Origin of the sequence: Tolypothrix sp. VBCCA 56010 (assembly GCF_050875635.1) — a bacterium.
Lineage (GTDB): Bacteria > Cyanobacteriota > Cyanobacteriia > Cyanobacteriales > Nostocaceae > Hassallia.
Window position 1 is genome coordinate 1 of sequence record NZ_JBPAOH010000116.1, and the last position, 25,568, is coordinate 25,568.

Annotated in this window: 16 protein-coding genes; 6 read left to right on the forward strand and 10 right to left on the reverse strand. The window is 43.1% G+C overall.

What is annotated here, in order from left to right:
- Positions 1 to 307 precede the first annotated feature (307 nt).
- The 4 genes from AABK37_RS29345 to AABK37_RS29360 all read right to left on the reverse strand — a co-directional run bounded on the left by AABK37_RS29345 (position 308) and on the right by AABK37_RS29360 (position 4,580).
- Positions 308 to 1,504: a response regulator gene (locus AABK37_RS29345; protein WP_432555020.1), complete on the reverse strand. Its 1,197-nt coding sequence runs from the start codon at positions 1,502 to 1,504 to the stop codon at positions 308 to 310.
- 797 nt (positions 1,505 to 2,301) lie between these two features.
- Positions 2,302 to 2,856, reverse strand: coding sequence for a GTP-binding protein (locus tag AABK37_RS29350; protein WP_432555021.1), 555 nt, complete (start codon positions 2,854 to 2,856; stop codon positions 2,302 to 2,304).
- Between the two features lie 282 nt (positions 2,857 to 3,138).
- Positions 3,139 to 4,068: an N-acetylmuramic acid 6-phosphate etherase gene (gene murQ / locus AABK37_RS29355; protein ID WP_432555022.1), complete on the reverse strand. Its 930-nt coding sequence runs from the start codon at positions 4,066 to 4,068 to the stop codon at positions 3,139 to 3,141.
- Between the two features lie 86 nt (positions 4,069 to 4,154).
- Positions 4,155 to 4,580: a DUF3110 domain-containing protein gene (locus AABK37_RS29360; RefSeq protein WP_432555034.1), complete on the reverse strand. Its 426-nt coding sequence runs from the start codon at positions 4,578 to 4,580 to the stop codon at positions 4,155 to 4,157.
- Between the two features lie 446 nt (positions 4,581 to 5,026).
- Between AABK37_RS29360 and AABK37_RS29365 the strand changes: the two genes are divergently transcribed.
- Positions 5,027 to 11,347, forward strand: coding sequence for a translocation/assembly module TamB domain-containing protein (locus AABK37_RS29365; protein ID WP_432555023.1), 6,321 nt, complete (start codon positions 5,027 to 5,029; stop codon positions 11,345 to 11,347).
- A 164-nt stretch (positions 11,348 to 11,511) separates the two neighbouring features.
- Here the strand turns inward: AABK37_RS29365 and AABK37_RS29370 are convergent, their stop codons facing one another.
- A complete protein-coding gene (locus tag AABK37_RS29370; protein WP_432555024.1) occupies positions 11,512 to 12,402 on the reverse strand; it encodes a carbohydrate ABC transporter permease in 891 nt (296 codons plus the stop codon).
- Between the two features lie 211 nt (positions 12,403 to 12,613).
- Here AABK37_RS29370 and AABK37_RS29375 point away from each other — a divergent pair, with 211 nt between their 5' ends.
- Together AABK37_RS29375 and AABK37_RS29380 are read left to right on the forward strand one after the other, a co-directional pair.
- Positions 12,614 to 13,339: a DUF3891 family protein gene (locus AABK37_RS29375; RefSeq protein ID WP_432555025.1), complete on the forward strand. Its 726-nt coding sequence runs from the start codon at positions 12,614 to 12,616 to the stop codon at positions 13,337 to 13,339.
- Between the two features lie 237 nt (positions 13,340 to 13,576).
- Entirely contained in the window at positions 13,577 to 14,464 is an 888-nt protein-coding gene (locus AABK37_RS29380) for an alpha/beta fold hydrolase (protein WP_432555026.1), read from the forward strand.
- Here the strand turns inward: AABK37_RS29380 and AABK37_RS29385 are convergent.
- The 4 genes from AABK37_RS29385 to nudC form a co-directional block, all read right to left on the reverse strand.
- Complete coding sequence (locus tag AABK37_RS29385) at positions 14,461 to 14,796, reverse strand: hypothetical protein (protein ID WP_432555027.1); 336 nt, start codon at positions 14,794 to 14,796, stop codon at positions 14,461 to 14,463. The genes AABK37_RS29380 and AABK37_RS29385 overlap by 4 nt on opposite strands.
- 79 nt (positions 14,797 to 14,875) lie before the next feature.
- On the reverse strand, positions 14,876 to 15,502 hold the full coding sequence (locus AABK37_RS29390) for a 4Fe-4S single cluster domain-containing protein (protein WP_432555028.1): 627 nt from the start codon (positions 15,500 to 15,502) through the stop codon (positions 14,876 to 14,878).
- 341 nt (positions 15,503 to 15,843) lie between these two features.
- Positions 15,844 to 16,452 (reverse strand): PAP/fibrillin family protein, encoded by a 609-nt coding sequence (locus AABK37_RS29395; RefSeq protein ID WP_432555029.1) that lies wholly within the window; start codon positions 16,450 to 16,452, stop codon positions 15,844 to 15,846.
- Between the two features lie 154 nt (positions 16,453 to 16,606).
- The gene (gene nudC / locus AABK37_RS29400; RefSeq protein ID WP_432555030.1) at positions 16,607 to 17,419 is read right to left on the reverse strand and encodes an NAD(+) diphosphatase; all 813 of its coding nucleotides are present in this window, start codon (positions 17,417 to 17,419) and stop codon (positions 16,607 to 16,609) included.
- Positions 17,420 to 17,521: 102 nt separating this feature from the next.
- Between nudC and AABK37_RS29405 the strand changes: the two genes are divergently transcribed.
- Positions 17,522 to 18,502, forward strand: a complete 981-nt coding sequence (locus tag AABK37_RS29405; RefSeq protein WP_432555031.1) for an aldo/keto reductase — start codon at positions 17,522 to 17,524, stop codon at positions 18,500 to 18,502.
- Positions 18,503 to 18,596: 94 nt separating this feature from the next.
- Complete coding sequence (locus tag AABK37_RS29410) at positions 18,597 to 19,874, forward strand: S41 family peptidase (RefSeq protein WP_432555032.1); 1,278 nt, start codon at positions 18,597 to 18,599, stop codon at positions 19,872 to 19,874.
- A 24-nt stretch (positions 19,875 to 19,898) separates the two neighbouring features.
- Here the strand turns inward: AABK37_RS29410 and AABK37_RS29415 are convergent, their stop codons facing one another.
- Complete coding sequence (locus AABK37_RS29415; protein WP_432555033.1) at positions 19,899 to 20,045, reverse strand: hypothetical protein; 147 nt, start codon at positions 20,043 to 20,045, stop codon at positions 19,899 to 19,901.
- Positions 20,046 to 20,086: 41 nt separating this feature from the next.
- Here AABK37_RS29415 and AABK37_RS29420 point away from each other — a divergent pair.
- Positions 20,087 to 25,568: PAS domain S-box protein (locus tag AABK37_RS29420; protein ID WP_432555035.1), on the forward strand; the 5,482-nt coding region annotated here is incomplete at its 3' end.

The window sequence follows — 25,568 nt, forward strand, 5'->3', positions numbered from 1 at the left end:
GTATTTATAAACACTTGCAAGTTTTTGACTTTATCTAATTTTGATTCATCGTTTTTAAATTTGGCGAGCGTGAGAGTACTTAGGCTTCACAATTTTGCCATTAAAAATAAAAAAAATACTTAGTTAAAATACATAATCTTTTTATCTGTATTCTTTAAAATCCAAGTTGCGAAGCCTGAGTTTAGGTCATATCAGATAAAAGTTTTAAAGATGTTGTGGTATAGGTATCTCTAAACGCCAACCTAATATTTAGGGCTGACTTTATGATTAGCGCTTTGATAAATCATCGAAGATTAACTATCAATCCTTAATGACAAACCTGCAAATCAGATCCGCTCTTTACTGACGATTGAGCCTGCACATACTTACGTACCACAGTCATTACCTTATCAGCGACTACTGGTTTTGTAATAAAGTCTGTAGAACCTACGACTTTGGCACGAACTCTATCAAACAAGCCATCACTACCTGTTAAGATAATCACGGGTGTGTTAGCGAAGACAGAAATTCGCCGTAACTGAGCGCAGATTTCATAACCACTGGCAACGGGCATTACTAAATCTAAAAAAATTAAGTCCGGCTTATGCTCAATTAAAATTGGTAGCGCTTGCACGGGATCTTGAATTTTGATACACCTCAGTCCGTTTGGGATCAGAATCTGTTCTAACATTTGACAGACCTTAGGGCTATCATCTACGCAGGCTATTAATGGAACTGCTGGGGTCTTTGGTTGTAGAGGAGTAGAGCTCTTTTTAACCTCGGTGACTGGTAAGGGCAAATCAGGCGCTTCTACCAGTTCAATGAGTCCTTTTAGTATATAGGGAAGTAAAGAACGGGCGACTGGGAGTACACTCTGCTTCATTTTGACTGCTAAATCTCGCAGAGTATATTTGCCGTTGATTAAAGTCACAAAGTTTTTGTAGACAGATTGGCTTACCTGTTGCTGGAGTTGCTCTGGTCTTCGCAAAATTGGTGCTAAGTCAGGAGAAAAACTCGCTAAACCAGCTTCAGACCAATTTTTCCACGTTTCTTGCATCAGCTTCAGAGACATGTCTGCATTTGTGAAGCTCATTGGTGCTTCCAAGATAACTTCGGCGTTGCGATCGCAACTAACAGAGGCAAAATTTGCTTGTTGAGCAAGGTCAAATAACAATTCTGTGACTGTATTTTCTACAATAGCGTTGATTTGCTCGCGTTTAATTTTCTGTTTTTCATGCAAGACTTCCAAAAGGCGATAACCCCAATAGTCAATTGATATATCCTCAACGCGCAACCGCATTTTCTCTACATCAATTTCCGGACAATGTTGAGCCATATGTCTACGCCAGCGGCGAAACGGATGAGTCCCCCCTGTTGCCCAAACTATCCGTCCTAGCCGATAGTAAAAAGCCCATTTATGTCCCTTGGAACTTTTAATATTTAATTTGCCACTGTATTGTAGTTGAGTACAACTTTTAAATTCATCAAGTAAGTTATTCGGTACTATTAATTTCGGATGACTCATGCTTTATTCCTTTGATTAACAAGTCAGCCTTTCAAAAACCATAATTAGCTATATAGCATCTTTTCATTCATACACTGGATACTAACAAATTAATCCGGATAGTAGCCATTTATTCTGTATTGTAATGATATAAAGCGTTCCTAAGTATAGATTGAGAATATCGGCGGGAAATAGAGGCAGCATTAACTGTGCCTTGAGAGAAGTAAGCTACCGCTGAATTTACTTTCACTCATACGCTACATCGGGTGCCAACATTTTACTAACAAACGTGGGTTTGCCCTCATTTCAAGATAAAGATGCACTACACAGTCATGTATCATATTACGATTTTGCCAGCTGAACCAAATCCGTGTAAATCCTGATTTTTATTTTGAAGTGAATTTAAAAATTTTAGATATATTGTATTATTCTGTTTAATTTTAAGATGAGTTATGGTTTGTTATATATAAGTTTATAAATGAAGAGTGGAAAAGAAAAAATAATATTTTGATAAGTGCGGTTATATCTGAGCGATCGCACTTAATAAACTACTTGATTTTGTATAAAAATAAGTAAAGTTGGCAAAAAAGACAAGCTAAGTTGTTCAGTTTGCAACAGTTTTTGCGAGTGAAGGCATAAGCCCAACGTTGTATTAACTGGGTAAGCTGGAAAAATTCCGATATTAACTTCAATAATTTGATATCTATTTATTGATTTAGTTTGGCTAAAACTCTGTTGTTATTTAACAGTATCAATAGCCAAAAATCTCCATAAAGCAAATAATTGAAAAATTCAAGACAAAACTTTCCGAATATTGATTAAACGGTGACTTCTTGAGGTAAAGAACTTTGCGTATATTGTTGTACTAAAGCTATTATTGCTTGAGCTACGGAGGCAGTTTGATTTGGGTTGACAGTGACAATTGGTGGTCGGGTTTGCTTTGAAGCGTAACCGAGGGCGATCGCTATATTTTCTTGGGACCAAGCTCCTGGGCAATCTACATGAGTTAAACCAATAATCATGGGAATTTGTACCGTTTGATTCATGTAGTCAGCAATTCGACGAACGTAGCTAAATTCCTCTGGTCGATTAGCTGATACTAACAAGATGTAAGCGTGCGCCTTGTTAATTAATATTTGCCAGAGAAAATTGAATCGCTCGTGACCTGGTGTACCGTAAAGATGCAGCACCATATCAGGAGAAAATTGCAGTTTGCCAAAGTCAAAGGCAACGGTAGTTTTTTCCTTAAGTAATGCTGTTTGGTCTGTTGCTCGACAATCTGTATCTACAACTTCAATTTCACTAATAGAACGAATGAAAGTTGACTTGCCAGCCCCGACATGACCAGTCACAACCAAGCGCATGATTTCCATAAAACTTTAGTAAAAGATAAACAACGTTCGTCTGATTGTTCTTTCTGGGAGATTAGCACTTATGATTATCCTGAGGTAATTCATAAATGCCAACGGCAGTTTTACTTACAACTAATTCTTGGCTTCATATTTGTTTTACGTAAAATTACGTAATACCATATTCACCCGCAGGCTAGAAGCCTGGAGCTATACGAACAAAGCCCACGTAGGTGGGCTAATTAAGAGCATCTTGATATAGAAGAGGAAAAAAAGTGATTAGCTATTAGCTAATAGTTCGTGGTTTCAGGAGATTTCTCCGTTTTTCTTTGTTGCTTCAATGGCTGCTCTGAGATTACTTTGATGTTCTGATAAGAGTCTATCGCCCTCCTCTTTTTCCAAACCAGTCCAATGCATTAATAATGCTAATTTTACCCACTTGCCACTGCGTTCTAGTAACAAATTAGCGGCTTCACGGCTTAAGCCTGTAAGGTCTGACAAAATTCGCAAAGCGCGATCGCGTAACTTTTGATTTGTCACAGCTACATCAACCATGCGATTGCCGTAAACCTTGCCCAGCTTGACCATCACTCCTGTAGAAATGATGTTTAAAGCTAGCTTTGTTGCTGTTGCAGCTTTTAAGCGAGTTGAACCAGCTAGCACCTCTGGTCCAGTTAAGAGGCGAATGTCAACATCGACATTAATCTTAACTTGCTCCTCAGGGACACAAGCGATAAAAATAGTAGTGGCTCCCCGCTGACGGGCGGCGGAAAGCGCACCATGAACAAAAGGCGTTGTACCACCGGCGGTAATCCCGATGACTACATCTAGTTGTGTAATTTGGCGTTGAGCGATCGCTGCTTCTCCATCTTGCGATCGGTCTTCTAAATCTTCGGAACTGCGTACTAGTGCCCCTGCACCACCGGCAATTATCCCCTGTACTAACTCTGGAGGTGTACAAAAAGTTGGGGGACACTCGGCGGCGTCTAAAACTCCTAACCTACCACTCGTCCCCGCACCGACATAAAACAGGCGTCCTCCGTGGCGCAAACGTTCTGCGGCGCGTTCAATCGTTTCGGCTAGCTGATTTTTAGCTTTCTCAACCGCAGCTACAGCTTTTTGGTCTTCGCTGTTAAATAGTTCTACGAATTCCAAACTACTGAGCTGGTCTAAGTTTAGACTATTAGGATTTACCTGCTCAGTTAAAAGATGCCCGCGCTCCTGCAAATTTTGCATTGTCTACATCCGTTACATCTGTTAATTATCCTTTAACTATTAACTGTCAGTTGTTTTTTGTCATCTAGATATTGACTAATGACTAATTACAACAATCCTTCCAATTTTCGACGAATCCTGTCGATTTCGGAATCAGAAAACTCTGGTTGTTCTTCTGGCGCTTGGTTGCGACGCTGGGATTCTTCATCATTGTTTTGTTTTGGGGCATCTGGTTGCCAGTCGGTTTCTGGTACGTTTGTTTCTGGGGGAATGGCTAATTCGCCGTTTTCCGGGACGATTTCCCACTCATAATTAGCACTTTCACAAAATTCTTTGATTTCCTCGGCATCTACGGCTTCTACTGTGGGTGAGGCGAAATCCTGAGCTTCTAGCAACAGAGCATAGCGGGTAGCGTCGTCTTCTGACTCGAACATGAGAATTTTATTGCGATCGCCTACCCGAATCGAGTGAATTCCCTCATTTTCTGTTCGCGCATTAAAAATTAACACAAAAACACGCATGGGTGTAATCATCAGTCCTTTTATCTTCAATCTCTTCATTAAATTATGGCGCGATAAATACCCCATACCGTAGGGAAAGGGGAAAGGGGGACGACAAGGGGGCTGTTCTTGAGCAGGGGGGGCTGTTCTTGAGCAGGGGGAGCAGGGGAAGCAGGGGGGGCTGTTCTTGGGCAGGGGGGGCTGTTCTTGGGCAGGTTGCCCAATGCCCAATGCCCAATGCCCAATGCCCAATGCCCAATGCCCATTGCCCAAATTATTAAGATTTTCTTGACAGTCCGAATATCGCCATACATCAAGCTATTAAGCGTTATTTCTCATTAATTCTCGTTTATACGCCCTCTTAATCTATCCTGTATCACTGCTTGACTTGGCGTATCCTGGTAATGACATGTCCAATGCTGTGTCCGTTAGCTTTCTTCTGTGTACCAGCTACATCTGGCAGTAAATAGTAAAACCAAATGGCTAACTCTCCCCATCAAGATTCTAACTTTAATGCCCGTGCTAATAAGCGTCTTTGGTTTCTAGTGCTAAGTCGCGGTGGTATTGCTTTAGGCGGACTTTTATTGCTTGGACTTATCGGCGGTGCTTGGAGATTGTCGATTTTTGTCCAAAAAGAGTTAGCACCGCTGGCAGAACAAAACCTTACAACTTCACTTAACCGTCCTGTAAAACTGGGGAAAGTTAAAGGATTTTCTCTTACTAAAGTAAGCTTTGGATCTTCAGCAATTCCAGCAACACCTACAGATCCCGACCGAGTGGCAATTGGTGGCGTGGATGTAGGTTTTGATATATTACAGTTACTCACAAAGCGTAGATTAAAGCTAGATGTCACTTTAGTCAATCCGGATCTTTATATAGAACAGGATCGACAAGGGCGCTGGATTACTACTAGCATCGCACCGCCAGGTAAAAGCGGCGCAATAAAGACTGATTTGGACAAAATTCGGTTTAGTAACGCCCAATTGGTTTTAGTACCGTATCGAGAGGCAGGGGGACAAGGGGGACAAGGGGGACAAGGGGACACGGGGACAAGGGGACAAGGGGGACAAGGGGGACAAGGGGGACAAGGGGGACAAGGAGGACAAATTTCTCCCTCATCTTCCTCATCCCCCCCTCTTTCCCTCCCCCCCTCTCCCACTCCTGGAACTGTGGCGTTTTCACAGCTTAACGGTTCGGCTCAACTTCTGGAAAATAATAAACTGATTAGGTTTGACTTGCAAGGGCTACCGGGTACTGGGGGTACAATTGCCCTTGGGGGAGATGTGCGTGTAGAGGGAGGAGGGATAGGAGAAGCTAAATTACGAGTTCAAGCGCAAGATTTTCTTGCTTCTGATATCACCAGTTTGATTAAATTACCACTGATATTAGAGGCGGGGCGAACTAATGGAAATTTACAAGTTGAATTAAACGGGAAAAAACAACCTTTACTACAAGGAAGCGCTAGTTTACAAGCAGTGCGATTTCAGATTCCCAAAGTGCCACAACCATTTGTCAATTCCCAAGGAAATCTCAATTTCCAAGGTACGCAAATCAAGGTTGATAATGTGGCGACTAGCTACGGTAAAATTCCAGTGGTAGCTAATGGCATCATCGATACAAAAACTGGCTTTAAGTTGATAGCGCGATCGCAGCCTGTAAGTGTAGCCAATGCTTTAGAAACTCTTAAGGTAAAATCGCCTTTAGCTGTAAGTGGAGAAGTAAAAACCGACTTGCAGGTAGGCGGCGGAATCTCACAGCCATTTCTCTCAGGTACAGTTGTCAGCACCAAACCTGCCAAAATTGACAAAGTTGATTTAGATAGCTTCCGCAGTAAATTTGATTTTTCGACTGCTGCCTCCCTAATTACCCTGAAAGATATTCAAGGTAAGGTAAAATTAGGCGGCGATGTCACTGGTGGTGGAACGATCGCTCTTGGTAAAGTTCCCCAAATAAATGTCAATTTTCGCGCCAAAAATCTACCTGGAGATGTATTGGCAAAAGTTTATGATGTCAATACGTCTAATGTGCAAATCGGCACTGTCTCTGGTAATGCTAATTTAAGTGGCGGTGGTGGTAATGTGCAAACTGTGGTAGACTTTCAAGCACCACAGGCTACCTACCCGACAAGCGGTGAAATAGCGATCGCTCCAGATAAAAGCATCTCTCTCCGCAATGTGGTTGCTAGTCTCCCTGGCGGTACAGTACAGGCATCTGGCAGTTTTGCCAATCAACGCTGGCAAGCTGTAGCCCAAACTCAAGGCTTGCAGTTAGAACCGTTTGTAAACAAACAACAACTGCAAAATGTCTCTTTGGCTGGGGCACAATTAAAAGGTCGTTTCACATTAGCCGGCACTACAGGTCCGTTTCAAATTGCCAAAATTGACTCGGATAACGGACGAGTTCAAATTGGTGGCGGTACTGTGGGAATTTCTAACATCAAGCTGCAAGACCAAAACGTTTCCGCCCAATTAATCGCATCAGGTGTGCGACTGGGACGAGTATTGAAAAAGACTCCGCCTATTTTACAAGCACCTTTGGCGGGTAAATTCCAAATCGCAGCCAACAAAGATAATTTTAGCCTGAAAACTCTCCAAGCCACAGGCGAAGCGCGTTTGGGCGTTGCTGGCGGTACCGTCACGGCTGCAAATATCCGACTGGCTGAGGGCGTGTATCAAGCACAAGTGCGGGCAAATGATGTTGCAGTGCAAGAATTATCACCAGCAGCTAAGGATTTTCGCGGAAGGTTAAACGGTCAGTTTCAGGTGGCAGGAAGCGCTGAATCAATTACACCGGAAACTATCCAAGCAACTGGTCAGGCACGGGTAAATGTGGAAAATGGCACAGTCACGGCATCAAATATTCAACTTGCTAATGGCGTGTATCAAGCGCAAGTCCAAGCAAATAATGTGTCGTTGCAGCGTTTGCCATCAGTACCGCCACAGCTTCAAGGTAATTTAAACGGTCAATTTAATGTAGCAGGCAGCGCTACTTCCTTTCAAACGGAAACTATTCAAGCGACTGGTCGGGCAAGGGTGAATTTAGGAAAGGGAACAGTTACAGCCTCGAATATCCAATTGGCGAATGGTCGCTATCAAGCACAAGTGCAAGCAAATAATCTGCCTTTGCAGCGTTTGCCATCAGTACCACCGCAGTTTCAAGGTGATTTAAACGGTCAATTTAATGTGGCGGGAAGTTTGGAAGCATCCCAACGGCAAAATATTCAAGCCACTGGTCAAGCGAGGGTGAATTTTGGTAAGGGTACAGTTACAGCTTCAAATATTCAATTGGCGAATAATCGCTATCAGGCGGAAATTATAGCAAGTAACGTACCTTTGCAGCGTTTGGCAAAAGTACCACCGCAGTTTCAAGGTGATTTAAACGGTCAATTTAATGTAGCGGGAAGTTTGGAAGCATCCCAACGGCAAAATATTCAAGCCACCGGTGAAGCGCGAGTAAATGTTGCAGGTGGGACAGTTACAGCTTCTAATATCCAACTTGCCAATGGTCGCTATGAAGCTTTAGTGGCGGCTTCGGGTGTAGAATTAAACCGGTTTAATCAGCAGTTACGCGGGGATTTGGGCGGTGAATTGCAAGTAGCGGGTACGGTGGCATCGCCCAAATTATCAGATGTGCGTGCCGCTGGTGATGTACAGTTATCTCAAGGTATTCCCGGACTTGAGAAACCGTTGAATGCTGCGATCGCCTGGAATGGTCAAAAGCTGACGATTGTCAAAGCTACAGCTCCCGATTTAAATGTTAGTGGTGATATATTTGTCAACGCGAAAGCAAATATCCCGGAAATTACTAATTTAAATCTGAATGTACAAGCACAAAATTACAATCTGCAACAGTTGCCTATAAAGCTGCCGAATGCAGTAGCCTTGGCAGGAAAAGCTGATTTTAGCGGACAAGTCACTGGAAAGTTACCTTTGCCAAATGTCGAAGGGCAACTCAATTTACGCGACTTGGTGGTAAATAATTTAGCTTTTGAGCCAGTGTTGAGTGGTAGAGTTGAATCGGTGCAAGGGCGTGGTTTAAATTTGAATCTAGCAGGAACACGCGATCGCATTGCTTTTAACCTCAATGAAAATAATCGCCCTGAATCTTTTGTAGTGCAGTGGCAGCAAGCATCGGCAATTGGTCGCAGTCAAGGAGATAATTTGGCAGTGCAAGTCAGAGATTTCCCCTTGCAAGTATTGAAATTAAATCCACCTCCGAATATTCGCTTGGGTGTAGGTGCGATCGCTGGATTGATATCAGCAGATTTAGAGGTTAATCAGCGAACATTTGCGACAACGGGTAATATTAATATTGATAAACCAGAAGTAGGCAGAATTAAAGGCGATCGCTTTTTTGCTCAGTTCAACTACAACAACGGTATAGCAACACTAAACAATAGCGAATTCGCCAAAGGCAACAGTCGCTACGCTTTCAGCGGCACTTTTAACCAAACTGGCAAAACTCCGCAACTACAAGCGAAAGTAAACATCAATCAAGGTAATATCCAAGATGTCTTGCTTGTAGCACAGTTATTTGAAATCCAAGATTTCCAACGCGGTGCCCAAGCACCAACTTATGGCAAAGCTGCGGATTTAGTTACCACCCCACAAGGTTTACCAAACCAGCCGTTATTTACGCAACTTCTGCGCTTTAATGAAATTGATGCACTCCTAGCACAACAAGATCAACAGCAGCGGGATGCTTCTCCTTTGCCAGCATTGGCAGATTTAACCGGCACTTTTAACGGTGAAGTTGCCGTGGAAACAGGTACGGCAAAAGGATTGGCTGTAAACTTTGATTTGAACGGTCAAAACTTTGTTTGGGGTGCAAAAGACCAACAAAATCAATGTTTAGAAATAGATCGTTGTTATAGTGCCGAAAAAGTAATTGCCGAAGGTAGCTTGGAAAATGGCGTTCTGAGATTGTTACCTTTACGACTGGAGTCTCAAAACAGACTGATCGCTTTTACAGGTGTCATAGGCAGTGAAGAACAATCCGGTCAATTACAAGTCAGTAATTTCCCTATAGGAGTACTGAATAATTTTGTCAAACTGCCGATTGGTTTTACAGGTAATCTGGACGCTTCAGCAGCTTTAGCAGGCAGTATTAAGAACCCGCAAGCTAGAGGGGAATTGCAAGTCACCGACGGAACTCTCAATCAAAAGCCAGTAGAATCAGCAGCTGCAACTTTTGCTTATGCTAACGGACGCCTGAACTTTGGCAGTAGAGTTACGGTTTCTGGTCCAGAACCAGTTAACATCAGTGGTAGCATTCCCTACCAGTTTCCTTTTGCGTCAGCAGCACCAGATAGCAATGAAATTCAGCTAGATGTAAAGGTGAAAAATGAAGGATTGGCGTTATTAAATCTGTTTACTAACCAAGTTGCCTTGGAAAATGGTCAGGGAGAAATAGACTTAACGGTGCGCGGGACAAGACAAGATCCAGTTGTGAATGGAATTGCTAGTATTAACAATGGTGTCTTTTCGGCTCAAGCTTTGCCGGGACAACTGACAGATGTCAACGGCAGAGTGCTGTTTAACTTTAACAGTATCTTAGTAGAAAATCTCCAGGGTAATTATAGCCGGGGTAAAGTAGCAGCTGCGGGAGAGATTCCCATTTCCGAGAATCGGCAAGTACAAATAAGCAATCCCTTAAGAGTTACTCTTGACCAGTTGGCGTTAAATCTCAAAGGATTGTATGAAGGTGGTGTCAGTGGCGATGTAAATATTACTGGTGCTGCCCTTAGCCCAATAATTGGCGGTAAAGTACAGTTGACAAATGGTCAAGTGTTGTTAGCAGAATCTAATAATGCCACTAACCCGACAACTAATAATGTAGGCGTTCCACCCCAAACCAAAGCCCTCAAACAGAACAAAAACAATCCTACTAACGGCGCGGCTACGACAACGACCAGGTTTAATAATCTAGAGATTGAGTTAGCCAAAAACGTAAAAGTTACCCGTCCACCTCTTATCAGTTTTGGGGCTACTGGCACCCTCACCATCAACGGCGCTTTGGGTAATTTGTTACCTGATGGAACTATTACCTTACGAAATGGCGGAGTAAATTTGTATACTACGCAGTTCAATCTTGCCCGTGGCTACGAACAAACTGCAATTTTTACCCCAGACAGAGGACTCGATCCGCAATTGAATGTCAGGCTATTTGCCAAGGTACTAGATACGGTTCCGAACCGGGTTCCCACCACATCAGTATCATCGGAAACCAACGATAGCGATGGAATTATTCCTAACTTTGAACCGATCAGAACTATTCAAGTTGAAGCGCGTGTTGAAGGTTTGGCTAGCCAACTTAACCAAAACCTAGAATTGACAAGTAGTCCCGCACGCAGCGAAACAGAAATTGTGGCTTTGCTTGGTGGTAGCTTTGTCAATACATTGGGAAGTGGGGACAGTACGCTGGCACTTGCCAACTTAGCAGGTTCAGCTCTCAACCTTCAGGGAACTTTTAACCAGATTGGCAATGCATTTGGCTTAAGTGAATTCCGTTTATTCCCAACCATCTCAGCAGTCAGTAAATCTTCAAGCCTGGAATTGGGAGCTGAGGCAGGAGTTGATATTACGCCGAGAATTTCTGTTTCTGGTATCAAGATTTTGACTGCCGAAGACCCCTTACAATTAGGTGTTAACTACCGAATAAATGATAACTTGCGCCTGCGTGGTTCTGCACCTTTATTCTCTAACTCTAATTGTTCTGCCGGAAGTGGTAACGATGAAGACAACTTTGCTACTTACTCATGTGGCATTAATGCTGTGTTGGAGTATGAAAAGCGGTTTTAATTGGGCATTGATTTAACGAGAGAGATTCGGTTCCACAACCGTGGGAAAATTCTCAAACCAATTCTATGTGAGGTTGCGCTTTATTCTGTGTAGGGGCAATTCATGAATTGCCCCTACTACAGGGTCTAGTTTTGCTGTTATCAAGATGTATCTGCTTACTTTTTCTAAAAATTAGCACCATTAACTAATAGTCGCACTATCGATAAACTCAAAATTATTAAAAATAACACTAGTCCAATTGTGCAAGCATAACTAATTTCTAAGTTATTGAAAGCTTGTTCATAAAGATAATAAACTATCGTTTTGGAACTGTTACGCGGTCCGCCTTCAGTCATGATGTAGACTTCTTCAAATACTTTGGTGGCAGAAATGGCAGAAATTACTGCTACTAATGCTAAATAAGGTTTCATTAAGGGGACGGTAATATCCCAGTGTTTGCTAATTCCATCTGAACCATCAATTGCTGCGGCTTCGTAGACATCGGCGCCAATTGATTGCAAGCCGGCTAAATAAATCACCATGTAATAGCCTAATCCTTTCCAGATGGTGACTACCATTACACTATAAAGGGCAAATTTGGGGCTAGTTAACCAAGGAATTCCTTCGGGAAAAATGCCTTTGAGTAATTGGTTGAGTAAGCCGTTTTCGGCATACAGCCATTTGAAGGCGATTCCTGCAACTACCATTGAAATTACTACTGGTGTGTAGTAAGCTGCTCGAAACCAATTCATCCCCCGTAGTTTTTGATTTACCAAAATTGCCAAAATTAAGGGGGCAATTACTAAAATGGGCACTACACCGACAAGATAAATCAGTGTGTTAATTAAAGTTTGCCAAAAAACTGGGTCTTTGGATAAGCGCTGGAAGTTAGCAAAACCTACCCATTGTGGTGTCTGGGTAATGTCGTATTCGTAGCGGGTAAAGCTGAGGTAAAACGCTTGCAGTGCCGGATAAAAGACGGTTAAGCCTAAGATAATTAATGCGGGTAGCAAAAAGAAGTAGGGAGTTAATCGCTGTTGGATAATAATTGAATTTTTGGGTGTCAATCTATTCATAGGAGCGTTTTTTTTCGTGCTTTTGGTGGATGGATTTTCTGCGCTTGATGAGTGCAAGATAAGGAAGCTGATTAATTAGGATTTACGCTTTTAGGAGTAAATAACGAACCGCAGAGAGCGCGGAGGACACAGAGGAATAAGAGGAGCGATCTTGGTTTTTGCGTAAGTCCTGGATATTTTACACAAATTTCTAGATTAATGAGGATGATTTATGATAGTTAATCAACATGAGAAGGGGTGGGAAGTTATTTACCATCGTGCCCATGCAATGCTTGCTGCTGAATTGGCGGGACACTGGAATGCTAAGGATCGTCCGATACGCTGGCTGGAGACGATCGCTGCAATTTCCCATCACGATGATTTGGAAAAAGAGTGGGAAGGTAATCACCTGACTGAAGCTGGTGCTCCACTAGATTTTACTTTAGAAAAGAAAACCTATCTCAAAAGGCTGCGATCGCATACGCAAAATGCCCGCTATCGGGGACGATGGGTGGCGATGCTAATTTCTATGCACATGAGTTTGCTCAATGAAGGTAAGCGCGGTGAATCAAAAGAATTGGATAGTTTTCTCGATGAGCAATTAAAAAATCAAGAGCAATGGCGCAAAGAATTAAATATTACCAAAGATGAAGCCGCTGAAGCTTACGCTTTTTTGTTATGGTGCGAGCGCTTGTCACTGATTCTCTGCAAACAGCAATTACCTGATGGCGAACGTGCTTTAGAAATTACTTCTTATCTAAATAATACGCGCTACGATGTTATGCAACGCAGCGATGGTACTGTCACTGTACAACCTTGGGCTTTTGAAGAGCAAGAATTTACTGTCAGAGTCGAAGCTTGCTATCTCGATCAAGTGCAATTTAGCAGTAATGACGAACTGACTGAGGCGCTTCAAACAGCACCAATCAAAACATTAGAGTGGAAATTTGTCAAGTAGTTATCGGTTGCTTGGGGTGTGGGTGAAGTACCTACAGTGACGCTTCGCGTACACAGTAGGCTTCCCGTCTCACTCGCCGTTGCCTCATTAAACCCGTGCTTAATTTGGTCTTACACAGCGTCTCTACTGGTTTCCCAGCTTTATCTCCTCAAGGGGAGAACCCAGGCAGCCACCCATCTTCCATAGGTAGTTTAATTTTTGTACGTACAACATTCCTTGGATTTACTGCAATAGCATATGTCCCAACTCGGAAACGCCGATTACTTCGTCGAGCGCGGAACGATTCGTTCCGGAAGTTTTGAACTGGGTTATTCGATTGAGGGCAGCGGTAAACCAGCCCTCGTAATCGGTAGCTCAATTTATTATCCAAGAACCTTCTCAGCCGAATTGCGGCGGGAGCTAAAGTTAATCTTCGTCGATCACAGAGGCTTTTCCAAACCTGTCGGTGAGGTCACGAAGTCCGACTATGCACTCGACGTGATTTTAGCCGATGTGGAGCTAATCCGGCAGCATCTGGCGTTGTCAGAAATCGTGGTCATTGGACACTCCGGTCACGGTTACATGGCACTTGAGTATGCCAAGAGGTATCCGCAGCATGTGACGCACCTCGTTATAATCGCCACTGGTCCAAGCCATAGCGCTGCCCACGCCAAAATGACCGAGGAGTATTGGCGAGAAGCGGTCTGTCCCGAACGTAAGGCAAAACTCGAAAGCGATTTACGACTGCTCTATGATGAAATCGCCGCTGCGCCGGAAAAACGGTTCATCACCTACTGCATTCGACAGGGAGCCAGAAGCTGGTATGACCCAACTTTCGACGCGACACCGCTGTGGTCAGATGTTCACGTCAACATGGACATGTTCGACTACATTTTCGGCGAGGTGTTTCGCGACATCGAGATCGCCAACGGACTCGCCGATCTCGATATCCCCGTATTGCTGGCGTTGGGACGTTTCGACTATCTGGTTGCCCCATACCCCGCTTGGGAGCCGTATCGTGCGAGTTTCCGCGATCTGACAGTCAGAGTGTTCGATAAAAGCAGTCACACGCCCCAACTTGAAGAGAGTCGCCTGTTCGATAACGAGCTGCTCCACTGGATCGCAAGAAGCGGTGGTGCTTCCTAATCTCTTGGGGCAGTAGTGAGCAAAGCAGCCCCAAGAATCATCGGACGAGATTTGTTTACTGTAAGTTCGATTGCTTCGTGTTCGGAACTCGGAATTTCGAGTTCGGAACACGAAACTTCGAGCTTGGAACTCGAAACTTCGAGCTTGGAACTCGAAAGTTGATGTTCGGAACTCGGAATTTCGTGTTCGGAACTTGAAAGTTCGTGTTCGGAACTCGGAATTTCGTGTTCGGAACTTGAAAGTTCGTGTTCGGAACTTGAAAGTTCGTGTTCGGAACTCGGAATTTCGTGTTCGGAACTTGAAAGTTCGTGTTCGGAACTCGTAGTAAGCACTTTAGTGCTTAAAATAAGCGCTGAAGCGCTTACTACGAGTTTATTTTACGTTTTCGTGTGACACTAAACTCATTGGCGTTTAAGATTGTTCTACCCAACTACCGCGATAACCAGTGATGATGCGGCTACCATCTTTGAGGACATGAATTTCTATCTGGTCGCTTGCCCAGGTAATCTGGTCTTGAAAGGCTGGATTAAGCACATGCACCCGCTGGTTAGTAGAAGACACTGGGGAGTTAGGAGAATTAATTGCTTTTGACTCGACAAAAGCCCCATCTATCAGAATATCAAGCTGTGTTAACAACTCTTGTGCCCCTGCTGGTGCTGATTCTGACTGTAGTTTCTCTAAAGTGAAGCCTGTAAAAGACATCACATTTAGTCCTGCGGCTTTTAGCTGACGCGCCAAACTTGCCAGCGCGGGTGCTTGCCAAAAAGGTTCTCCGCCAGAAAATGTTACACCTGTGTTGCGAGGATTACTGAGGATTTTCTCGGCGAGGCTGTCAACAGAAATTAATTGGTTAATCTCAAATGACCAAGATTCAATATTAAAGCAGCCTGGACACTCGCGCAAACAACCTTGCACCCACACTACAGCACGACAACCAGGACCGTTGACTTCTGACTCATCAATATAACCCATGATGTTGAGACAGCCAGGGGGAATTTCTTCGAGTGCTGGGGATGGGTTGATTGATTGTTTTTCCATCTTGCCTCCTTTTAACTGTGAGCCTTAACCGTTAACTATAGCTAGCAAAGGCTTGCAGTACATCAGGACTGATACTGTGACAGGATTTAAACCGCTGATACACAAAGGATAAACGCGGATATTTATTTTATCAGCGTTCATTCGCATTTATCGTATCGGCTGAGGAGAAAGCTGAAGTTGTAAAATCCGATCTCAAACAAAACGCAACTCATACACATTACTCATCAATCAGTTATAGCGGTTTTGGTGTTGGATGCAATACACAACGATACGCAGTAGGGACAATTCATGAATTGTCCCTACGCAACGAATGTATTTGACCAAGTGAGAACCGCTATAGCCTAGTTGGTTCGCACCAGCACGTACAAATTTTGATTATTGCCACGCATGAGACGCAAATTTTCATCCAAATAGGTAATATCCGACCAACCGCTAAAATCAAGCTTTGATTCTAAAGCTGATTGAGAATCGATTCCTAAGCAAGAGCGAAAGGTGGAAACATCTAAATCGTTGCTTGCACTTTTAACGGAGGTTTCTAAAAAATCAATGTTGAGACGTTTAGAGTCTTCTACTCTGTAGCGTCCTGTTACCGCAGCAATGCCTTTAACATCGGAACCTACGGTAAACTCAATTAAGTTAATGTACTGCTGACCATCCAGATAAACTTCTTGAAAGATACCAGTAACATTGACTGTCACATTCGGCAGCTTTCCAAAAGAAAGACGTTGAAGTGTAGTTTCTCGTTCTAATCCGAATGTACTGTACAACAACTGCCAGCGCCCTTTAACCAATTCCATAAAACTTGTAGGCTTAACAGTTGGATTTAGAATTTCCAGAGATTCCGCTAATGTCTCGATTTGCTGCTTGATTGTTGGGGTGGAGTTAAAGCCAATGTCAGTAGCAGTTGAAATAGAAATCAACTCTTTTTTGAGGTTTGCGAGAACGCTCACTATAATTTTCTCCCAAAAATTTCCTTGTGTTTTCAGAATGCTGAATGCTTGTAGTTGAAGCGCGATGTCTGACGACAAGCCGCTCCGCGTCTACGCCTAAAAAACTACATAACGGCTTTTGCTTGACAAGCACGAGAAATAACGGTGAATTTCTTCAACTAGATACAAACGCATCAATTAGTTTACGCGCAATGCTCAACTTTGGCGGAATCTGTGGTAAATTATCTTTTTTAAACCAAGCTGCGTCTGCTATTTCTTGCTCTTCGATGACGATTTCACCATCAGCATAATCTGCTGTAAATCCTATCATCAACGAGTTGGGAAAAGGCCAAGATTGAGAGCCAAAATAGCGAATATTCTTGACTGAAATCCCCACTTCTTCTTTAACTTCGCGGATAACGGTTTCTTCTAACGATTCTCCTGCTTCGACAAAACCGGCAAGCACGCTGTACATAGCTTGGGGGAATCGATTAGCGCGGGCTAATAAAAGTTCTTCCCCACGAGAGATTAAAACAATGATAGCTGGGGAAAGGCGAGGATAATTAACTAAACCACAATTTGGACAGCGTTTAGCGCGATCGCCTGATAATTGTGTTGTCGCAGTGGCACAATGTCCGCAATATTGATGGGTGCGATCCCATTCCATAATTTGAAAGGCTCGACCGCTAAGTGCAAAAAAATCTTCTTCCAGAATACCGTATAACTCGCGCAGTCCTCGAAAAATCATGCCCTGAGGAGGAACAGTATCTTTGGGTAATTCGGCACAATAACATGGGTGATTATCAATTGTGCCGATAAATTGTGTCCGCACTGGGGTTAAGTTAATTTCTGCCAAGTTTATTAAATGCGGAATCTGGTTGAAAGTGTCATTACGAATAAGTAGTTTATTGCCCACAAAGGCAAACCACCAAGCTGGTTGAGATTGTTGTGTGGGTGGAGTTATTCCGGGAATGAAAATTCTAGTCATGCGTGTAGAACTGTTTGACTTTTATCGTAAGCTTTCCCGGCATCGGACGACTAAAGTAGATATTTTTTAAGCACTGAAGTGCTTACTACCAGGAGAAAATTTATGAAGACACGCAAATTAGGAAGTCAGGGTTTGACGGTTTCGGAATTGGGACTTGGATGTATGGGTATGTCTGAGTTTTACGGTGCGGTTGATGAGACTGAATCTATCGCGACGATTCATCGGGCTTTGGATTTGGGGGTAAATTTGCTGGATACTGCTGATATGTATGGCAAAGGAGCAAATGAACAGCTTGTTGGTAAGGCAATTAAGGATAGACGCGATCGCGTTGTCTTAGCAACTAAATTCGGTATCCTGCGTACTGATGATAGCCGCTTTCGTGGTGTCAGCGGTAGCCCGGAGTATGTTCGCTCTGCTTGCGATGCTTCTTTGCAAAGGCTTGGTGTTGATTACATTGACCTTTATTATCAGCATCGCGTCGATCCTAATGTTGCCATTGAGGAAACTATCGGGGCAATGGCAGAGTTAGTACAACTTGGTAAAGTCCGCTACCTGGGAATGTCGGAAGCAGCGGCAGAAACTATTCGACGCGCTCATGCTGTCCACCCAATTACAGCTTTGCAATCGGAATATTCACTTTGGCAACGCGAACCAGAAGACGAGATTTTAGCGACTATTCGCAGCTTGGGGATTGGCTTTGTTCCATACAGTCCACTGGGTAGAGGCTTTCTTTCCGGACAAATCACCAGTCCCGATGACTTTGCGGCTGACGACTTTCGCAAAAATTTACCTAGGTTTCAAGGTGAAAACTTTTACAAAAATCTTCAGGTTGTGGAGCGTGTGAAGGAAATCGCTAAGGAAAAAAATGCGACACCGGGACAATTAGCTTTAGCGTGGTTGCTAGCGCAAGGAGAAGACATCGTACCGATTCCGGGAACAAAGCGCGTTAGTTATTTAGAAGAGAATGTTGCAGCGGTAGATATTACATTAACAAAAGCAGAACTTGCACGGATTGATGAAGTATCACCATTAGGTGTTGCAGCAGGCGATCGCTATGCGGATATGAGCAGCGTGAATAGATAAACTCAAGTGAGGACTTCAGTCCTCACTTGAGGTGGAACTAATCGCAAAGCTTTTTCATCAGTGGTTGTGCGTCCGCTGATGAAATCAAAATAAGATGAAAAACTTTCCATCTCGCTTAAACCGCCTACCTATAATAATCCTTTTTAGCTTTTGTGTATTGCTTTTGCTGTGGTTGGCGCCGCTATTACCGACTTTGGCAAAACCAGAAGTTCAAGTTTTTGAGCAAGTTTGGCAAACAGTAAACGACAACTTTTTTGACCCCAAATTTAACGGAGTAGACTGGAAAGCCATCCGAGAACAGTATAAGCCTCAAATAGCGCGAACCAAGTCAACTGAAGAAGCTGCTGTCATCATCAATCAGATGCTTTCTCAATTGCGGACTTCGCACACTCACTTTTACACTGCAAATGAAGCCGAATATTACCAGCTTTTAGGGATTTTTTATCCGAGAAGTAGAGATTTACAGAAGGAATTAAGAAAGATTTTCCCCAAAGGCAAAATCGAATACAGCGGTATTGGCGCTTTCACCAAAGAGATTAACGGCAAGATTTTTGTCAAAGCGATTCTAGATAAAAGTCCGGCGGCGTCTTCCGGCTTGAAGGTGGGCGATGAAATACTGAGTGTAGATGATAAGCCGTATCAAGCAATACAATCTTTTGCAGGTAAAGCGGGTCAACAAGTTAAATTGTTGATTCAGAGAACAGCGGATGTAAATAGTCGGCAAGAAATAGCGATCGCTCCAAAGATGTTCGATACAACTAAAATGTTTTTCGATGCTCAACAAGCCAGCACTCAAGTAATTGAACAACAAGGCAAGAAAATAGGCTATGTTCATATTTGGTCAAATGCAGCCGATCCGCATCAGCAACAGTTGCAAGATGACCTAATTTATGGTCGTCTGTCAAGCGCAGACGCATTAATTTTGGATCTTAGAGACGGTTGGGGTGGAGGAGATTTAGATTATCTCAACATATTTACCGCGAAACCAGGACCAAGCGTCACGAATATTCGACGTAATGGCAAACAATATACCTATAATTATCAATGGAAAAAGCCTGCGGTGATGTTGGTTAATGAAGGTAGCCGCAGCAGTAAGGAAATTCTCGCGTTTGCTTTTCAACAACACCGCATCGGACAAGTAATTGGCTCCAAAACAACCGGTGCTGTAGTTGCTGGTAGTCCGTTTTTGATGAAAGATAATAGCCTGCTTTATTTAGCAGTCACAAACGTATTTCTCAATAACGATCAAAGGTTAGAGGGTAAGGGTGTCACCCCTGATATCAGCGTTCCCTTCTCTTTAGAATACGCTCAAGGAGCAGATCCGCAAAAACAGCGGGCGATAGAGACTGTGTTACAAGCGGTGCAAAAATAGAGATTAGGGATTGGGGACTGGGGACTAGGGACTGGGTACTATGTACTTAGTAATGGGTAATGGGCAATGGGCATAGGGCATAGGGCATCGGGCATGGGGTATGGAAAGAATTGTATTAGAACCCGCCAAATCGAAAAGCCGCTTCTTTAATTCCCATTGCCCAATGCCCATTGCCCATTGCCCTATTCTCTATTCCCAATTCCCAATTCCCAATGCACGCAAATCAAGGCAGTATTCTAATAGTTGATTATTCGCAGGATAATCTGCAACTTTTATCTGCTACTCTTTCCCAACGCGGATACACAATTCGGGGTGTAAATACAGCTATCTTAGCTCTAATGGTGGCGCAATTGGCTCCACCAGATTTAATTTTGTTGGATATCAAAATGCCTTCAGTTGATGGCTATACAGTTTGCCAACAACTGAAGGCTGATGAAATAACTCGCGATATTCCCGTAATTTTTATCAGCAACGGGGAAGATGTTTTTGACAAGGTGAAAGCTTTTAAAATCGGTGGTGTAGACTACATCACCAAACCATTTCAAGTTGAAGAAATTTTTGCCAGAGTAGAAAATCAACTGACGATCCAAAGGCTGCAAAAACAGTTACAAAAGCAGAATTCTCAACTAGAAAATGAAATTAAAGAGCGTCAGCGGATTGCGGTTGAGTTAAATAACCGTAATACACAAATAGAATCTATTTTAAATTTTGCCCAAGTCGGAATTTGTCTGACGGATGAAAATGGATATGTTGTCGATGTCAATCCAGCGTATTGTCAACTTTATCAGTTGACTAGAGAAGAAATTATTGCTCAATTGTTTACTTTGCATTATCCCAATTTAACAGAGGCAGAAAAAGCTGATTTAATTCAAGAATATCAAGATTTTATCCGCAATGGCTCACAGTCGAAAAATCAAGAGGTTACTATTAAACGAAAAGATAATTCGCGGTTAACTGTAAATATGACGCAGGGGATTTTTCAAAAGGATGACGGCAGATTTTTTGTCGTGACTTCTGTAATGGATATTACTAGCCGCAAAGATGCAGAAAAAGCTTTGACAAAATGCGAAGAACGTTGGCAATTAGCTCTCAAAGGCAATAATGATGGCGTTTGGGATCGCGACCTGAGAACTAATAAATATTTCTTCTCTGCCCGCTGTAGAGAGATACTGGGATATCTTGAGGATGAATTGAATGATTTTGATCAATGGGTGAAGTTGATTCATCCTGACGATTTGGAGCGGATGATGAGTGCTTCAATGGCTTACCTAAATCGCCAAAGTCCCCAATACATTGCTCAGTATCGAATGCGCTGCAAAGATAATAGTTATAAATGGATTTTGTCGCGAGCAGAGGCACTGTGGGATGAAGCCGGAAAGCCGATGCGAATAACTGGCTCAATAACAGACATTAGTTATTGCAAACTTGCTGAGGATGCGCTGCAACAACAACTTAACCGCAGTCATTTACTCAGACAAATTACAGATAAAATTCGTTCGGAATTAGATCCCAAAAAGATATTAGAGACAGCTGCTAGGCAAATAGGTGAGACGCTTGATGTGAATCGCGTACTTATTCATACTTACATCAGCTTGCCAAATCCCAAAATTCCCACTTTGGGCGAATTTTTATCTCCTGGCTATGCTTCGTTGATGAATTTTGAGATACCTTTTACGGATAATCTTCATTTGCAACAAATATTATTGCAAGATGAAGCGATCGCCTCCTATGATGTCTTTGCCGATCCACTGTTACAAAACGTCCAGGATATTTGCCGACAGCTGCAAATGAAGTCCTTGCTGGCTGTACGCACTTCTTACAAAGGTAAAGCTAATGGCGTAATTGGTTTACATCAATGCGATCGCCACCGAGAATGGACACCCGCAGAAATTGAATTATTAGAGTCTATCGCTGCGAATGTGGGAATTGCCCTAGCCCAAGCTACACTACTAGAACAAGAAAAAAAAGCTCGTGACCAGTTATACATTCAAAATATCCAACTACAAGCAGAAATTCGGGAACGTCTTTTAACAGAAGCTGCTTTGAAAGCGAATGAAAGCGAATATCGTCGCTTAGTTGAAACATCCCAAGATGTAATTTGGAAAACGGATATCCACGGGTATATTACTTTTGTCAACTCTGCTGTGAGAAAAGTTTTCGGCTACGAACCCGCAGAAATGATTGGGCGTTCTTGGCTTGATTTTATACCAAGAGAACAAGTTGCGGCAGATAGAGAGTTATTTGCGCGTGTTCTCTGCGGTGAAACTGTGTTTCAATATGAGACGAAGCGCATCGCTAAAGATGGAAGCCTGATTTATCTAATGGTGAATGCGATCGCTTTGCAAAATGAAGCAGATTTAGTTGTTGGCGTCACAGGCACAGCAAGCAATATTACACAGCGCAAATCCTCGGAAGCAGCGCGACGCGCTTCTGAAGAAAAGTTTGCATCAGCTTTTCGGTCATCTCCTGACCCAATTGCTCTCTCGACTTTTCCGGAAACACGTTATATCGAAGTTAACGACAGCTTCTGTAAGTTTTTTGGTTGTTCTCGCTCTGAAATTATCGGTCGCACCAACCAAGAATTGAATAATTGGGTAAATACTGAAGAATGTGCTTTCCTCACCCAAATTTTGCAACAGACGAAAGTTATTCGCAATCATGAAATCGATTTCCGCATTGCAACTGGGGAAGTTAGGACGGTACTGTTTAGTGCCGAACTAATCGAGATTGACCAACAACAGTACATGCTTGGTACATCTAAAGACATTACCGAGCGCAAGCACGCGGAAAATGAAAGCCGTTTGCTGTTGTTAACAACCCAAGCTATTACCCGCGCCCAAAATGTCAACAGTGCTTTAGAACGAGTTTCGCGTTTAATTTGTCACACAATTAACTGGGATTTTGCTGAGGCGTGGATACCCAGTGAAGATGGTACTGTTTTAGAACATAAACTGGCTTGGTGCGAAGACCAAAGCATGTTAGAAAAATTCAACCGCCATAGCCAAAATATCACATTTCCTGCTGGTGTGGGACTACCAGGACGAGTTTGGTTAACTAAACAGCCAGAATGGATTGAAGATGTAACTGCGCTTGGCAAGCCAACTTTTCTCCGCTCTCAAATCGCTGCCCGCGTTGGATTCAAAGCCGGTTTTGCGGTTCCGATTCAATTTGATAATCAAGTGTTGGCAGTTTTAGTATTTTTTAAACGCAGCTCGCGACCAGTAGATAAGCGTTTGCTGGAATTAGTTGGTGTAGTAGCTGCCCAGTTAGGTGCGCTAATAGTGCGAAAACACATAGAAGCACAACACCAACAAAGCAAAGAACGTTTACAACTAGCTTTAGAAGCTAGCAATTTAGGCTTGTGGGATTGGAATCTCAGCACCGGTAAAGTTTATCTTGATTGGCGTTGGAAAAAAATGCTCTTGTACGAAGAACACGAGATTGCAGATAATTTTGCAGCTTTTGAGGTATTAATACATCCAGAAGATTTGCCCGTAGTTAAACAACTTTTAAATGCCCATCTTCAAAGTGTTAATCCCGTTTATGAAGTAGAATTTCGGATGCGTTCTGCTATCGGTGAGTGGAAGTGGATTCAGTCTCGCGGTCAGGTTTGCGAACGCGATAATAAAGGTGAGCCGCTGCGAATGACGGGTACGCACAAAGACATCACTGAGCGCAAAACTTTAGAAAGAGAACTAGCCTTAAGAGAAGCTCGTCTCAATGCCTTTTTTGGCTGTGCGCCGGTGGGGATGAGCATTTTAGATAATCAATTGCGGTTTGTGCAAATCAACGAACTGTTGGCAGAAATTTACGGACGACGCCAGCTTGATTATATCGGCAAAACTATCTATGAAATCGTACCCGCCGTTATCGCTCCCTTGGTTGCACCATTTTACGAGCAGGTGTTACGAACTTGTAAACCGATTCTTAATTTAGAAGTCAGCGTTGCATCACCTAAAAAACCGGATACTGAGCGTCATTTCCTCGCTTCTTACTTTCCGATTCTTGGTGAAAATGGGAACTTGTCTGGAGCGGGTACAGTTGTAGTCGAAATTACCGCTCGCAAGCAAGCAGAGTTAGCCCTGCTTACCAGCCAGCGCCGCTATCAAACTTTAGCAGAAGCCGCACCAGTTTGCATATTTCATACTGATGCTGAGAATAATTGCTTGTATATAAATAAACGTTGGACAGAGATGACTGGATACTCTGTAAAAGAGGCTTTGGGAAGCGGTTGGATATCTGCTTTACATCCAGAAGATCGCGATCGCGTTTTTACCGCCTGGAATGAAGCCGCAGCAAATCAAACTCTGTATCAATGCGAGCATCGCTTTTTGCGTGCTGATGGCACGGATATTTGGGTCATTTGTCAAGCATTACCTGAACTTGACGATAACAAAGAAATTAAAGGCTTTATCGGTACAATAACGGATATCACTGAGCATAAAGTAGCAGAAGTTGCTTTGCATGAAAGTGCAGAAAGAGAACGTACCATCGCTCGCGTAATTCAAAGGATGCGCCAGACATTGGATATAGAGACGATATTTGCCGCGACAACTCAAGAATTGCGGCAAGTACTCAACTGCGATCGCGTAGTTGTCTATCGTTTTAATCCCAACTGGAGTGGCGAATTTGTTGCCGAGTCCGTAAGCAATAACTGGATTTCTCTGATAGAAGAAGATCAAAACGATCCCAACTTCACCAATGGTGCTTTACAAGACGACCGTTGTGTAGTCAGAATGTTAAATAGTCCAGATAACCAGGTTTTGGATAGTTATCTGCAAAAAACTCAAGGCGGTATGTACATTCGAGGCGCAAGTTTTCTTTGTGTTCCCGACATTTACAAAGCTGGATTTGAAGAATGTTATGTCCAACTTTTAGAGCGCTTTCAAGCAAAAGCTTACATTACAGTACCAATTTTCTGTGGTAATCAACTGTGGGGATTGCTGGCAAGTTATGAAAATTCCACTCCCCGACAATGGAAAACAGGAGAAATTAGCATTGCAGTTCAAATCGGCAATCAGTTGGGAGTTGCCTTGCAGCAAGCAGAATTGCTAGCACAAACTCAAAGACAGTCACAAGCACTACAACAAGCTGCGATCGCCGCTGATGCTGCTAACCGCGCTAAAAGCGAATTTCTCGCCAACATGAGTCATGAACTGCGTACCCCACTTAACGCCATTCTTGGCTTCACTCAAGTTATGAGTCGAGAAAATTCCTTATCCCGCGAAAATCAGCAAAACCTGACAATCATCAATCGCGCTGGCGAACATCTACTTAATTTAATCAACGACATTCTGGAAATGTCCAAAATTGAAGCTGGTAGAACAACATTAAATCCCAGCAGCTTTGACTTAATTCGCTTGTTGGATAACTTGCAAGACATGTTGCACTTCCGCGCCGCTGACAAAGGCTTACAATTGACATTTGAATATTCTGTAACCATTCCTCAATATATACAAACCGACGAAAGCAAACTGCGCCAAGTTTTACTCAACCTCTTAGGAAACGCCATCAAATTTACCGATACCGGAAGTGTGACACTGCGCGTCTTGCCGGGGGATGAGGGGAGAGGGGGAGTGGGGGAGTGGGGGAGTGGGGGAGTGGGAGACTCTTTGGAGACAAGGAGACTCTTTGGAGACAAGGAGAAGAATTCTTCTTTCTCCCCCTCTCCCCATCCCCCCCTCTCCCCATCCC

What these genes read in the sequence shown, in the direction of transcription:
- AABK37_RS29345 (WP_432555020.1), bottom strand. Translation starts at nt 1,504, where the DNA reads ATGAGTCATCCGAAATTAATAGTACCGAATAACTTACTTGATGAATTT.
- AABK37_RS29350 (WP_432555021.1), bottom strand. Translation starts at nt 2,856, where the DNA reads ATGGAAATCATGCGCTTGGTTGTGACTGGTCATGTCGGGGCTGGCAAG.
- murQ (WP_432555022.1), bottom strand. Translation starts at nt 4,068, where the DNA reads ATGCAAAATTTGCAGGAGCGCGGGCATCTTTTAACTGAGCAGGTAAAT.
- AABK37_RS29360 (WP_432555034.1), bottom strand. Translation starts at nt 4,580, where the DNA reads ATGATTACACCCATGCGTGTTTTTGTGTTAATTTTTAATGCGCGAACA.
- AABK37_RS29365 (WP_432555023.1), top strand. Translation starts at nt 5,027, where the DNA reads ATGGCTAACTCTCCCCATCAAGATTCTAACTTTAATGCCCGTGCTAAT.
- AABK37_RS29370 (WP_432555024.1), bottom strand. Translation starts at nt 12,402, where the DNA reads ATGAATAGATTGACACCCAAAAATTCAATTATTATCCAACAGCGATTA.
- AABK37_RS29375 (WP_432555025.1), top strand. Translation starts at nt 12,614, where the DNA reads ATGATAGTTAATCAACATGAGAAGGGGTGGGAAGTTATTTACCATCGT.
- AABK37_RS29380 (WP_432555026.1), top strand. Translation starts at nt 13,577, where the DNA reads ATGTCCCAACTCGGAAACGCCGATTACTTCGTCGAGCGCGGAACGATT.
- AABK37_RS29390 (WP_432555028.1), bottom strand. Translation starts at nt 15,502, where the DNA reads ATGGAAAAACAATCAATCAACCCATCCCCAGCACTCGAAGAAATTCCC.
- nudC (WP_432555030.1), bottom strand. Translation starts at nt 17,419, where the DNA reads ATGACTAGAATTTTCATTCCCGGAATAACTCCACCCACACAACAATCT.
- AABK37_RS29405 (WP_432555031.1), top strand. Translation starts at nt 17,522, where the DNA reads ATGAAGACACGCAAATTAGGAAGTCAGGGTTTGACGGTTTCGGAATTG.
- AABK37_RS29410 (WP_432555032.1), top strand. Translation starts at nt 18,597, where the DNA reads ATGAAAAACTTTCCATCTCGCTTAAACCGCCTACCTATAATAATCCTT.
- AABK37_RS29415 (WP_432555033.1), bottom strand. Translation starts at nt 20,045, where the DNA reads ATGGGCATTGGGCAATGGGAATTAAAGAAGCGGCTTTTCGATTTGGCG.